The following is a 12594-nucleotide window of genomic DNA, read 5'->3' on the forward strand; positions in this document are numbered from 1 at the left end:
CTGCGTACTGCAGGGCGCTAGCGCTGCACGGCGCCGAAGCGCTCGTGGGCGGCCGCGACCGCGCTGTCGCGGGCGGCCGAGGCTTCGTCCGCGGTCAAGGTACGGTCCTCGGCGCGGAAGCGCAGGTTGAACGCGAGCGACTTCTTGCCGTCCTCGATGCCCTTGCCCGCGTAGACATCAAACAGGGACACCTCCTCGAGCAGCTCCCCCGCGCCCTCGCGCAGGGCAGCCAGTACCTCATCCGCGGCGACGTCGGCAGCCACCACGAGGGCGACGTCCTGGGTGGCGACGGGGTAGCTGGAGATGTGCCGGGCGACGATCACGTCGGCGGCGGCGTCGAACAGGGCGTCCGCGTTCAGTTCCAGCGCCACCGAGCGGGCCGGCATGTCATGCGCCGCGAGCAGCTTCGGGTGCAGTTCGCCGGCATGGCCCACCACCTCGCCGCTGCGCAGCGCCAGCTGCGCGGCCCGTCCCGGGTGGAACGCCTGGTGCTGGCCCTGGCTGACCACCAGTTCGACACCGAGGACGTCACCGGCGAGCCGGGCGATGTCCAGCGCGTCGGCCCAATCCCAGGCACGGGGAGTGTGCGCCGGCGCGGCCGGTGAATCGTGGCCCGTCAGCACCGCGGCGAGGTGAAGCGGCTGCTCCGGGACCCCGTCGTACAGGGCGTCCAGCACGTCCTCGGACGGCTTGGCGCCCAGCGGCGGGATGGAGCCGGTGCCCAGCGTGGCGCCGGGCAGGAAGACCAGCCCGGTTTCGAAGAGCGCGAGATCGCGGAAGCCGCGGGAGTGGTTGCGCTTGGCGACCTCGATCAGGCCCGGCAGGACGGAGGTCCGCAGGTAGCCGTGCTCCTCGCTGATCGGGTTGGCCAGCTTCAGTGCCTTCCGCTCCGAGCCGGCCGCCGCGGCGCCAAAGGTGTCGTTGGCGGCCTTGGAAACGAACGGGTACGCCATCACCTCGGTGAGGCCGGCGTCGGCCAGCGCCTGGATCAGCCGGCGGCGCTGCTGCTGCACGCGGGTCAGGCCCCGGCCCGGGGGTGCCACCGGCAGCGTCGCGGGGATCTGGTCGTAGCCGACCAGCCGGGCGATTTCCTCCGAGAGGTCTTCCTTGGTTTCCAGGTCGTTGCGCCAGCTCGGCGCCGTGACGCTGAAGCCGCCGGCGGTCCTTTCCACGACGGCGCCCAGGTCCTGCAGCGAGGTGAGGATCTGTTCCTCGGTGAAGTCGATGCCGATGCGCTCCGCGGCGAAGGCTGCTGGCAGCTCGACGGGGGCCACGTCCGGCGCGGTACCGACGTCGGTTCCCTCGGCCACGGCGGTGCCGCCGGCGAGTTCAACCAGCAGGTCGACGGCGCGTTGGGCGGCCACGTGGGCGACGTGCCAGTCAACCCCGCGTTCGAAGCGCTTGGACGCCTCGGACGGGAGCTTGTGGCGGCGGCGCGAGCGGGCGATCGAGACTTCCTCGAAGTGCGCCGCCTCGATCAGGATGGTCGACGTCGCGTCGCTGACCTCCGTGGCGGCGCCGCCCATCACGCCAGCGACGCCGATCGGGCCGGAGCCGTCCGTGATCAGGAGGTCCTCGACGTCGAGCGTCCGTTCCTTGCCGTCGAGGGTCTTGAGCGTTTCGCCGGCGACGGCGCGGCGGACCACGATCTCGCCGGAGAGCTTGTCCTGGTCGTAGAAGTGCAGCGGCTGGCCCAGTTCCAGCATGACGTAGTTGGAGATATCGACCGGCAGCGAGATGGACCGGATGCCGGCGAGCCGGAGCCGGGAGCTCATCCATGGCGGCGTCGGCCGGGTGGCGTCGATGCCGCGGACGGTGCGGGCCACGAAGCGGTCGCAGCCGGCCTTGCCGTAGATCGGTGCGTCGTCGTTGAGCTTCACGCCGTAGCCGCCCGACAGTTCCGCGGGCGGCTGTACCCGGGACGCCGGATCGGTGAAGGGCGTGCCGGTGGCGTGGGCGTATTCCCGGGCCACGCCGCGGATGGAGAACGCATAGCCGCGGTCCGGCGTGACGTTGATTTCCGCGGCCTGGTCGTAGAGGTCCAGCAGTTCCATGGCGTCGGTGCCGATTTCCGGGTCCAGGCCGATCCGGGACAGGACCAGGATGCCGTCGTGGTCTTCGCCGATGCCGAGCTCACGGACGGAGGCGATCATGCCGGCGGAGAGGTGCCCGTAGGTCTTGCGGGCGGAAATGCGGAAGTCCCCGGGCAGCACGGCACCGGGCAAGGTGACCACCACCTTGTCGCCTTCCACGAAGTTGTGCGCGCCGCAGATGATGCCCTGGACACCGGAGGGATCAATGCCCTCGCCCGTCAGGGTCTGCTGCTGTCCTTCGGGTACCACCCGGACCTGGCACCAGTTGATGGTCTTGCCGTTGGACTGCGGCTCCTTCACCAGGCTCAGCACCTGGCCCACCACGATCGGGCCCTGGAGGGCGTCCGTGGGACGGTGGACCGCTTCCTCTTCAAAGCCGACCCTGACCAGGTCTTCCATCACGTCTTCGGCCGTCGCTCCGGCCGGTACGGCTGCAAATTCACGCAGCCAGGAAAGTGGGATACGCACGGTTAGATCTCCATCCCGAAGTGCTCGCTGAAACGTACATCGCCTTCGATCATGTCGCGCATGTCGCCGACCTCATTGCGGAACATAAGGGTGCGTTCAATGCCCATGCCGAAGGCAAAACCTGAATAGACGTCCGGATCGATGCCGGCGGCGCGCAGCACGTTGGGGTTGACCATGCCGCAGCCGCCCCATTCGATCCAGCGCGGACCGCCCTTGGCGCCCGGGTGCCAGATGTCCAGCTCCGCGGACGGCTCGGTGAACGGGAAGTAGTTCGGGCGCAGCCGGATCTGGGCCTCGTCACCGAACATCTGCCGGGCGAAGTGTTCCAGGGTGCCGCGCAGGTCCGCCATGCTGAGCTTTTTGTCGATCGCCAGGCCCTCGAACTGGTGGAATACCGGGGTGTGCGTGGCGTCGAGTTCGTCGGTGCGGAAGACCTTGCCCGGGCACAGCACGTAGATGGGGACTTCGCGTTCCAGCATGGAGCGGACCTGCACCGGGGAGGTGTGGGTGCGCATCAGCAGGTGCGCCTCGGGCGGCTCCACGAAGAAGGTGTCCTGCATTTCGCGGGCCGGGTGGTCCGGCTTGAAGTTCAGCGCATCGAAGTTGAACCACTCCGACTCGACCTCGGGACCCTCGGCGATTTCCCAGCCCATCCCCACGAAAATATCCGCGACGCGGTCCTGCAGCGTCGACAGCGGGTGCCGGGCGCCGGCACGGCGGCGGCGCGGGGCGGCCGTGACGTCGACGGTTTCCTCGACCAGGATGCGGGCGTCGTTCTCCGCTTCGAGCTCGACGGTGCGGTCCGCGAGCGCCTTGTTGACGCGTCCGCGGGAGGCGCCCATCAGCTTGCCGGCGGCGGCCTTCTGGTCCTTGGGCAGGCCGCCGATTTCGCGGTTGGCCAGGCTCAGCGCGGACTTTTCCCCGGCGTGGGCGAGCCGCACGGCCTTGAGTTCATCGAGCGTCGAGGCCGCGGCAATGGCGGCGACGGCTTGGTCTACGGCGGCGGTGATGGCGGCTTCATCCAGAGGGTTCGGGACGGCTGCGCCCGGCAAAGTTTCAGTCATCTACTGTTCTTAGCTACGAGTCGGTTCATGCCAACGGCACAGGACCTTCAACAGGGGCAGGGACCAGTGCGTTGACAAAGGGCAGGGCTCGCCAAAATCGTTCCGGCGGGCGCTCCCCTTCAGTCTAGTTGAAGCCGTCCGGCCGCCCGAACGGGCTCAGGGCAGGGTGATGAGGCAAAGATTAGGCTGAACGAAAGGGAGCAGACGCACGTCCGGCGGCGCGTGGCCGTCGCCGTCGCCGTCTCCGTCTCCGTCTCCGTCTCCGTCGCCGTCTCCGTCTCCGTCTCCGTCTCCGTCTCCGTCGAGTAACTGTTGCACGAGTCCGAGGTGGACCGAACAGACAACCTGCGGGTGCCGCCTCGCGGCGTCGCGGAACGGGCACCCCCGCAATTGGATGACATCACCGTCTGCCGCCGGGTCGAAACCGAGCCTGCCAAGAACCTCAATGAGCCCGCTATGTGGATTGTCGGAGTCGGAGCGTTCGGGCACGAGTCCGCGTGCCCAGGTACGGCCGGCGGTAATGGCGCGGCCCCGTCCCTGGTCCACGTCGCTGTGTGCGAGGGCTCCGGCAAGCACCTCGATCAACTGCTCCCGCGAATCCCCGTCGCTTTCGGCCTCGAGGACGGCCGTATACAGCACACGCGGGCGGCCGCGGCGCCGGTGGCCGCCGGATTCGCGCCGGACAAGGCGCACCTCCTCGAGGTGGTCCAGGTGGAACCGGACCGTGGAAACGTGCAGTTCCAGTACGCCGGCGATGGCTTGCGCGTCCACTGGCCCGGGCGAACCGGCCAAGGCATCGAGGACACGCCGCCGCGTGTGCGACGCCAACGCGGCGTGGTAGGTCTCATTCCTCCGGTTGCTGCCCGGCGCTGAACGCCCGGGCTGTGCCTCCGCTTCAGTTCCCGCGGGCATGCGCCGATTCCTCCTCGTGGGCCCAGCGCGGCTTCAGGGTCTCGAAATCGCTGCCGGGACGGCCCTGAACCCGCCGGTGGATGGACCCGGCAATGCGCCTGGCCTGGACCTTAGCGAGGTCAGCCTTCGCACCGGCGAAGTGCTCGTCGACGTTCGCAACCCACAGGGCGAGCCACCGTTCGAAGTGTTCCTGCTGCAACGGAAAACGGGCGTTAAGCAGCAGATGCACCTGAAGGGCGTTGCGGCGGTAGAGGCCCGCGCGGAACAGCACGGTCTCCCAGAAGTCGCACATGACCGGCAGGTGATGATCGAGATCCATCCTGGCGATATCCGTGAAGATAGGCCCGATCAGCGGGTCGGCAAAGGCGCGCCGGTAGAACTCCCCGACCAGCCTGGCGACATCGGACCGATCCTTCAGGTCTCCGTTCATGGGACCAGTGTAGCGAATAGAAATGATGATGTTACTTTTAAAGCACATTCGAGACCACGGAGGATGAACAATGACTGCGAGGGACCCCGGCACGCCTTATGGTCAGCTGCCTCGACCGTCGTCCGGAAACCTTGCGGCTCCAAATCTCGGCCGCGTCCCTGGCATGAACGGGGTCCCCGAGCGAGTCGGCTATGCAGCCGGCGTTGGCTTCATCGTGCTCGGCGGTCTGGTCGCCGCAATCGCGGGCCCCTTGCACTTCGACCGCGGCAGCTGGCTTGCCGCCTACCTCGTGCTCGTCTGCGGCGTGGCCCAATGCGCCATCAGCAACCAACGCCGGTTCCTCGGTGCGGAACCGGTTCGACCGGCACAGGGGTGGGCGCTGTTCGGCTGCTGGAACACCGGCAACGCCCTGGTCATCGTCGGAGCGCTCCTTTCCATCCCGCTCATCACAGATGCCGGCGGCCTCCTGCTTGTCGCAGGGCTGGTCCTCGCCGGGGCCCGAACACGCCACGCCCAACGGCCAATGAGGGCCGCACTCCTTCGGGCTTTCTACGTTGTATTGGTCGTAAGTGTCCCCGTCGGACTGGTTCTGAGCCATCTGCGCGCCGCACACCCCTGAGAATTCCTCCAAGCAGTCCCGGACGGTCCTGGGTCGTGCATGGCAGCGCAATGTTCGTGCCTGCGCCGTCGGACAGGAACGACGTGCCTGCCGGACCGGCCCGCGTCGTATCCCGCGGGCAGGTGCCCCGCTAGCATGGCCTCATGACTCCCGGACAGCGGCTGCGGCAGCTTGCCAACCTGCTGAACGCATCGACGCCGCTGGGGCTGCTGCTGGCCGCCTGCGCCCGGACCGGGCTCCGCCCCGGCCCGCGCGGCCTGCTCCTGGCCGCCGGCTACCGCTGGCGACTGCCGTTCGCGGCGGCGTTCACCGTGGGCAATGTGGTGATCTTCCGCGCCGGGGCGGCGGAGGCCATGGGCAACCCGGAACTGCTGGGACACGAAGATCGGCACGCCACCCAGTACGCCTGGTGCCTCGGGGTGCCGTTTCTTCCGTTGTACTTCCTGGCGGCGGCCTGGTCCCTGGTGCGGACAGGCAACCCCGGATCGGCCAATTTCTTTGAGCGGCACGCCGGGCTCCAGGCCGGCGGCTACCCGCCAGCCCACCCAGGAAGTCATCCGGACACTCCCCCACGCCCACTGCAGGCACGGCCAGGCACGGCCGCCGAACGGAACGAGGCATAACATGACGGAAAATCCCAGGTCCATCTCGGTTACCGGCTCCGGCACTGCGGAGGCCGCGCCGGATCTGCTGACGCTTTCCCTCGGCGTCGAATGCCGGCGCCCGGGCGTGGACGCGGCCTACCGGGATGCCGCCCGCGCCTCGTCCGCGATCACGGCCGTCCTCCGGGATCACGGCGTCGGAAATCCAGACATCACCACCTCCGGGCTGAACGTCCGGGCCGAGGTCAGCTGGCAGGAAGGCCGCGGCCAGCTGATCTCCGGATATGTAGCCTCCAGCACGCTCGCCGTCCGGCTTCGCGACCTGCCTGCAGCCTCCGGGCTCATTGCCGCCGCGGTGGCCACCGGCGGGGACGACGTACGCCTCAACGGACTGGAGTTCGGCTTTGCGGATCCCACTGCGGTCCAAGCCCAGGCCCGGGAGGCGGCATGGCACGACGCCCGCACGGCCGCCGAACACTTCGCCTCGCTGGCCGGTGCCCGGCTGGGCAGCGCCCTCTCGGTAACCCAGCAGTCCGGCATGGGGCCGCCGGTTCCGCTCGCCGCGATGCAGCGCGCCGTGGCATCGGAGCCRCTGACCGTCGAAGCGGGCGGCTCCAGCGTCACCGCTGCCGTCGCCGTCGTCTGGGAGCTGCTCGACTGAGCTGCAGCCCCGCGGATCGCCCTAGTGTGTCGCGCCGGCGGCGAGCTTGAGGTCCGCCGTCGTCGCCAGCGCGGCCCGGACGACGACGGCGAGCGCCTGCGTCATTTGCTCCAGCGGCAGCGAGGCCAGGCCGCTATCCGGCGGGATCTGGTCCGGCGCGTACGGGACATGGACAAAGCCGCCGCGGGTGGCGGGAGCGAGCCGGAGGGCGTGCATCAGGCCGTAGAAGACATGATTGCAGACGTAGGTCCCGGCTGTCTGCGAGACCTCGGCGGGAATGCCGGCCGAGCCCAGCGCCGCCAGGACCGCCTTCACCGGCAGAGTACTGAAGTAGGCCGCGGGTCCGCCTGGGACCACCGGCTCGTCGACTGGGGCGTTGCCCGCGTTGTCCGGGATCCGTGCGTCATCGCAGTTGATCGCGATCCGTTCCAGCGAGATGCGGGCCCTGCCCCCGGCCTGGCCCGCGCAGACGACGAGCTCCGGGTGGTGCTCCGACAAGGCCGTTTGCAGGACGGCGATGGCGTCCCCGAAGACGCAGGGCAGCTCCACCGCCGCGACCTCGTGCCCCTCGGCTTGAAGCAAGGCCGCGGCTCCGCGCGCCGCCGTCCAGGAGGGATTGGTGGTTTCGCCGCCAAACGGTTCGAACCCGGTCAGGAGAATCATGGGCCCAGCCTAGCAACGCCACGTTCTGCGCCGTCGCCGGCACTTCGACCTGAGGTCCTTGACTTATGATCGAACATATATTCGAATATAGTCATGAGATGGGACGCGCAGGCACTCAAACCAGCCGATGCCATGGCTGGCGAGCCCCCCGCAGGCGGCCCGCCCTCCGGAGCGGGCCCGGCCGCTCCCGCGTTGCTGCCACTGGCCGGACTGGTGCGCTCCGTCTCCACCCCCGAGTTCGCCGGGGTCACTTTCCATGAGGTCACCGCCAAATCGGTGCTCAACAAGGTGGCCGCCGGTTCCCGGATGCCGTTCGAATGGACGGTGAACCCGTACCGCGGCTGCAGCCACGCCTGCGTCTACTGCTTCGCCCGCAAAACCCACACCTACCTGGACTTCGACGCCGGCCTGGACTTCGACAGCCAGGTGGTGGTGAAGGTCAACGCCGCCGAGGTCCTGCGCAAGGAGCTCGCCAAACCCTCCTGGCAGCGCCGGCATGTCGCCCTCGGCACCAACACGGACCCGTACCAACGCGCCGAAGGCCGGTACCAACTGATGCCCGGCATCATCGGCGCCCTGGCGGATTCCGGCACTCCCCTGTCCATCCTCACCAAGGGCACGCTGCTGGCCCGTGACATCCCGCTGCTCAAGCACGCGGCAGCCCAGGTCCCGGTGGGTGTGGGGATCTCGCTGGCGATGACCGATGAGGGGCTGTCCGAGGCGGTGGAGCCCGGAACTCCGGGGCCTCGGGCCCGGCTGAAGCTGGTGTCCCGGCTGCGTGAAGCAGGGCTTCCCTGCGGGGTGATGGCAATGCCCATCCTGCCCTGGCTCTCCGACTCCGACGAGGCGCTGGATTCCCTCTTCGGCTCGCTCGCGGCGGCCGGTGCCACCGGCGTCACGGCCGGAGCGCTCTACCTCAAGCCCGGCACCCGGGAGTGGTTCATGCAGTGGATCGCGAAGGAGCACCCGCAGCTCGAAGGCAAGTACCGGCGGCTGTACGGCAGCGGTTCCTACGCCTCCAAGGAATACCGGGCCTGGCTCGCCGGCCGGATCAGGTTCTTCAAGTCCCGGCACGGCTTCCTCGGCTCCGCCGGTTTCAGCCACCGGGACCTGAACGATGATCCCCGCGACGAGGAGGCCCAGTACCCGGCGGGCAGCATCCCCGACCCGGCTGCGCAGCGAGAGTTCGCAGGCAAGGTGCCTGCGGCCCATGCCGCTCCCGGCAGCGGGGCCGCACAGCCCACCCTGTTCTGAGCACCGAGGTTCTGAGCACCGAGGTTCTGAGCACCGAGGTTTCGTGCCCTAGAGGATCTTGACCGCGCTGAGTACCTTGGAGAGCGAATCTTTGGCGTCTCCGAACAAAAGGGTGGTCCGCGCGTCGTGCAGGAGTTCGTTTTCGATGCCGGCGAATCCGGGGCGCATCGAGCGCTTCAGGAAGACCACCTGCTGGGCCTGGACTACCTCCAGGATCGGCATCCCGTAGATCGGTGACCCCGGTGACGTCTTCGCGGCCGGATTGACGACGTCGTTCGCCCCCACCACGAGGGCAACGTCCGTGTTGGCGAACTCCGGGTTGACCTCGTCGAGTTCCCGCAGCGTTTCGTACGGCACGTTCGCTTCCGCTAGCAGCACATTCATGTGCCCCGGCATCCGGCCGGCGACCGGGTGGATGGCGAACACGACGTCGACTCCCCTGGCGGTGAGGGCGGCGGCGAGCTCGGCCACGGTGTGCTGGCCCTGCGCAACGGCGAGGCCGTAGCCCGGCACGATCACCACACGCTGGGCGTAGCCGAGCTGGACGGCCACATCCTCCGCCGAGGCGGAGCGCACGGGCCGGTCGCTGAGCGTGGTGGAGCCTGCTGTGGACCCGCCCCGGAAGGCGCCGAACATGATGCCGGCCACGCCCCGCCCCATGGCGGAGGCCATCACCTTGGTCAGGATGGTGCCGCTTGCGCCGACCAGCGTACCGGCCACCAGCAGCAGCACGTTGCCCAGCACGATGCCGGACGACGCGACTGCGAGGCCGGTGAAGGCGTTCAGCAGCGAGATCACAATCGGCACGTCCGCGCCGCCGACCGGGAGTACGAGCAGCAGCCCGGCGGCCAGGCCAAGAACCAGCAGTCCGACGGCCCAGCCGGACGAACCGGTCAGCACGACGACGCCGCCCGTGGCCAGCGCGCCCGCCAGGACCAGCAGCATCACCGCGGGCATGCCTGGAAACAACAGCGGGCGGGTGCTGATCAGCTCCTGCAGCTTCCCTACCGTGACGGCCGAGCCGGCGAAGGAGACGGCACCGACCAGCATCGTAAACGCAATCGCCAGCCGCACCCAGGAATCCCCGCTATGCCCGAGCTCCAGGACCGCGACCAGCGCGGCGGCGCCGCCGCCGACCCCGTTGAACAAGGCGACCAGCTGGGGCATCTGGGTCATCTGCACGCGCCGGGCCACCGGAACGGCCAGGGCGGTGCCGACGGCGATGGCGGCAAGGATCAGCGGAACGTTCTCCAACCGGGCGGACAGGAACACCGTCAGCACGGCCACCACCGCGCCGGCAGCGCCGATCGCGTTGCCGCGCCGCGCGGTCCGCGGCGAACTGAGACCCTTCAACGCGAGAATAAAACAGACCGCGGCCAGCAAGTAGAGCAGCGCCGTCCAGCCCGGCTCGAGGATGCTCATGGATGCCGCTCCCCTTCCCGGCCGGTCCCGGCAGGGGCCCCCGGAGGGGCCGCTCTTCGCGGGCCGAACATTTCCAGCATCCGGTCGGTGACCACGAAGCCGCCGACCAGGTTGACGGTAGCGAGGACTACCGCGAGCAGTGCAACGGCAAGCAGCCACGGATCGGCGGCCTGGCCCGCCACGATGATCGCGCCGACGAGGATGATGCCATGGATCGCGTTGGCGCCCGACATCAACGGGGTGTGCAGTTTGCTGGTCACCTTGGAGACGACTTCGAAGCCGACGAAGACGGCGAGCACCACCACCGTGAGGAGCGTGACCGTATCCATTACTTGTGGGCCTCCATAGCTGCCGCCGTGCCGGCGTGCCGGACGGCGCCGTCATGGGTCAGGCAGGCACCGGCGACGACGTCGTCGTCGAAATCCGGCGTCACCGTGCCGTCGGCCGTCATCAGGGCGAGCAGGTTCGCGACGTTCTTGGCGTACAAACGGGAGGCGTCCGAGGCCACCGACGACGCCGCGTCCTGCAACCCCACGAGCGTCACGGCGCCGCCCGGCACGGGGACCAGGACGTCCCGGCCGGCGACGACGCCCTCGACGTTGCCGCCGGACTCAGCGGCGAGATCCACCACGACGGAGCCTGGCCGCATGCCGGCCACCATCGCCGTGGTGACGAGCAGCGGGGCCGCCCGGCCTGGAATCGCCGCCGTCGTGATGAGCACGTCCGCGGCGGCAACGTGCGGGGCCAGCAGGGCGCGCTGCCGGACCGCGCGGTCCTCGCCGAGCTCACGGGCATAGCCGCCGGCGCCGTCAGCGGAGGCGTCCGCGGCGTGACTGTCCAGCTCCAGATTGATGAAGGTCCCGCCCATCGAGGCAACCTCGTCGGCCGAGGCCGCACGGATGTCGTTGGCCGACACCCGCGCGCCGAGCCGCTTGGCGGTGCCGATCGCCTGCAGCCCCGCGACGCCGGCGCCCAGGACCAGCACCCGGGCCGGCGGGATGGTCCCGGCGGCGGTCATGTAGAGCGGAAAGAACCGCGGGTAGCGCATGGCCGCCTCCAGCACGGCCCGGTAGCCGGCCACAAGGGACTGCGAGCTGAGCGCGTCCATTGACTGGGCGCGGGAGATCCGCGGAACCAGCTCGAGGGCAAAAGAGGTCACGCCGGCGGCGGCGAGGGAGCCCACTGTCTGCAGTTCCGACGCCGGGGAGGCAAAACCGATGGTGATTGTCCGGGGTCTCAGCGCGTCGGCGGTTTCCGGCGCGAGCGGGCGCACGTGCAGCAGGACATCGAGGGCCCCCAGCGGAAGCTCCGGGACGAGGCTGGCACCGGCGGCTTCGTAGTGCGCGTCGGCGTATCCGGATTCGACGCCGGCACCGCATTCCACGATTAACGCCAGCCCAAGGCCGGTCAGCTGCCGCACCGTTTCCGGTGTCGCCGCAACCCGGCGTTCCCCCGCACGCTGTTCCCGTCTGACACCGACCCGCACGCCCAGCTCCTCCCGATTGGCCCCAGCGTAGCCACAGACCGCTTAGTTTGGCGAGGATTGCGCCGAGACGGCCGCCAACAGTGCCTCCACGATCGGCAGGTCGGCAGGGATCCAAGGCAGGCCGAGGACCTCCGCCGGATCCGTGAGCGCCACCCAACGCAGCTCGTCGTGGTCCTCCAGCGGCCTCGGGGTGCCGGCCGTCAGCTCGGCGAACCACACCCGCATCACAGCCCGCCCGTTCAGCGGCCATCCCGCCGGGTCGGTGGCCGTCAGCTCGTACCCCAGTACGACCTCGACGCCGAGTTCTTCCCGCAACTCACGGTGCAGGGCCTGTTCCGGGGTTTCGCCGGGATCCACTTTGCCGCCGGGAAACTCCCACATGCCCGCAAACTGGGGCGGCGCCGTCCTCCTCGCCGCGAGGAGCGCYCGGGGGGCGGCCAGCGAATCCACGACGGCGCCGCCAACAACGTTGATAAGTTCAGTCACGTCCACCAGTCTAGGGGCGCTCCGGCCGGTACCGGAGGGGGACCTTGGGGGACAATGGAAGCGACCTTCTCCTGGCTCCAGCCGGGATCCTTCCGAAAAGCAGACGGATGACCACCACCAAAGACGCCCCCGCGACGCCCCAGACCGGCACCCGCCACCTCGCCCTCGCCATCATCTCGCTCGCCATGGGCGGATTCGGCATCGGCACCACGGAATTCACCATGATGGGGTTGCTCCCGGAGGTGGAGCACGGCCTCGGCATCGGCACGCCGGAGGCCGGGCACCTGATTTCCGCGTACGCCCTGGGCGTCGTGGTCGGCGCCCCGGTGCTGGCCGCCGTCGGCGCCAAGCTGCCGCGCAAGTACCTCGCACTGGGCCTCATGCTGTTCTTCAGCCTCGCCAACTTCAGCTCCTTCCTCGCCCCGGACTACGGC

General features: G+C 69.2%; 13 protein-coding genes and 1 pseudogene. 5 read left to right on the forward strand and 9 right to left on the reverse strand.

Going from position 1 to position 12594, the window contains the following annotated elements:
- Positions 1–17: 17 nt before the first annotated feature.
- From pheT to AB4Y86_RS02975, 4 genes are all read right to left on the reverse strand, one after another.
- Positions 18–2561: a phenylalanine--tRNA ligase subunit beta gene (gene pheT / locus AB4Y86_RS02960; protein ID WP_441399943.1), complete on the reverse strand. Its 2544-nt coding sequence runs from the start codon at positions 2559–2561 to the stop codon at positions 18–20.
- Between the two features lie 2 nt (positions 2562–2563).
- Positions 2564–3625, reverse strand: coding sequence for a phenylalanine--tRNA ligase subunit alpha (gene pheS, locus AB4Y86_RS02965; protein ID WP_441399944.1), 1062 nt, complete (start codon positions 3623–3625; stop codon positions 2564–2566).
- Positions 3626–3781: 156 nt separating this feature from the next.
- Positions 3782–4537 carry a helix-turn-helix transcriptional regulator gene (locus tag AB4Y86_RS02970; RefSeq protein ID WP_441399945.1) on the reverse strand — a complete coding sequence of 252 codons (756 nt, stop codon included), beginning with the start codon at positions 4535–4537 and terminating at the stop codon, positions 3782–3784.
- Complete coding sequence (locus AB4Y86_RS02975; protein ID WP_441399946.1) at positions 4521–4967, reverse strand: group III truncated hemoglobin; 447 nt, start codon at positions 4965–4967, stop codon at positions 4521–4523. The genes AB4Y86_RS02970 and AB4Y86_RS02975 overlap by 17 nt, the downstream gene beginning before the upstream one ends.
- A 70-nt stretch (positions 4968–5037) precedes the next feature.
- On the opposite strand from AB4Y86_RS02975, the gene AB4Y86_RS02980 reads away from it, so the two are divergent.
- From AB4Y86_RS02980 to AB4Y86_RS02990, 3 genes are all read left to right on the forward strand, one after another.
- On the forward strand, positions 5038–5586 hold the full coding sequence (locus AB4Y86_RS02980) for a hypothetical protein (protein ID WP_441399947.1): 549 nt from the start codon (positions 5038–5040) through the stop codon (positions 5584–5586).
- A 143-nt stretch (positions 5587–5729) separates the two neighbouring features.
- Entirely contained in the window at positions 5730–6209 is a 480-nt protein-coding gene (locus AB4Y86_RS02985) for an eCIS core domain-containing protein (protein ID WP_441399948.1), read from the forward strand.
- Position 6210: 1 nt separating this feature from the next.
- Positions 6211–6849 (forward strand): SIMPL domain-containing protein, encoded by a 639-nt coding sequence (locus tag AB4Y86_RS02990; RefSeq protein ID WP_441399949.1) that lies wholly within the window; start codon positions 6211–6213, stop codon positions 6847–6849.
- A 21-nt stretch (positions 6850–6870) separates the two neighbouring features.
- On the opposite strand, the gene pcp is transcribed toward AB4Y86_RS02990, so the two are convergent.
- Positions 6871–7512: a pyroglutamyl-peptidase I gene (gene pcp / locus AB4Y86_RS02995; RefSeq protein WP_441399950.1), complete on the reverse strand. Its 642-nt coding sequence runs from the start codon at positions 7510–7512 to the stop codon at positions 6871–6873.
- Between the two features lie 93 nt (positions 7513–7605).
- Here pcp and AB4Y86_RS03000 point away from each other — a divergent pair, with 93 nt between their 5' ends.
- Complete coding sequence (locus AB4Y86_RS03000) at positions 7606–8766, forward strand: Rv2578c family radical SAM protein (protein WP_441399951.1); 1161 nt, start codon at positions 7606–7608, stop codon at positions 8764–8766.
- A gap of 48 nt (positions 8767–8814) precedes the next feature.
- Here AB4Y86_RS03000 and AB4Y86_RS03005 read toward each other — a convergent pair whose 3' ends face one another.
- The 4 genes from AB4Y86_RS03005 to AB4Y86_RS03020 are packed head-to-tail and all read right to left on the reverse strand — an operon-like array spanning position 8815 to position 12160.
- On the reverse strand, positions 8815–10188 hold the full coding sequence (locus tag AB4Y86_RS03005) for an NAD(P)(+) transhydrogenase (Re/Si-specific) subunit beta (RefSeq protein ID WP_441399952.1): 1374 nt from the start codon (positions 10186–10188) through the stop codon (positions 8815–8817).
- Complete coding sequence (locus AB4Y86_RS03010) at positions 10185–10517, reverse strand: NAD(P) transhydrogenase subunit alpha (RefSeq protein WP_441399953.1); 333 nt, start codon at positions 10515–10517, stop codon at positions 10185–10187. The genes AB4Y86_RS03005 and AB4Y86_RS03010 overlap by 4 nt, the downstream gene beginning before the upstream one ends.
- Entirely contained in the window at positions 10517–11674 is a 1158-nt protein-coding gene (locus tag AB4Y86_RS03015) for an NAD(P) transhydrogenase subunit alpha (RefSeq protein ID WP_441399954.1), read from the reverse strand. Before AB4Y86_RS03015 ends, AB4Y86_RS03010 begins: the two co-directional genes overlap by 1 nt.
- A 42-nt stretch (positions 11675–11716) precedes the next feature.
- A complete protein-coding gene (locus AB4Y86_RS03020) occupies positions 11717–12160 on the reverse strand; it encodes a (deoxy)nucleoside triphosphate pyrophosphohydrolase (protein ID WP_441399955.1) in 444 nt (147 codons plus the stop codon).
- A gap of 107 nt (positions 12161–12267) precedes the next feature.
- On the opposite strand from AB4Y86_RS03020, the pseudogene AB4Y86_RS03025 reads away from it, so the two are divergent.
- Positions 12268–12594 (forward strand): annotated as a pseudogene (locus AB4Y86_RS03025) (MFS transporter); the annotation flags it as partial.

This window comes from Arthrobacter sp. 2YAF22_2 (genome assembly GCF_052114645.1).
Taxonomy (GTDB): domain Bacteria; phylum Actinomycetota; class Actinomycetes; order Actinomycetales; family Micrococcaceae; genus Arthrobacter.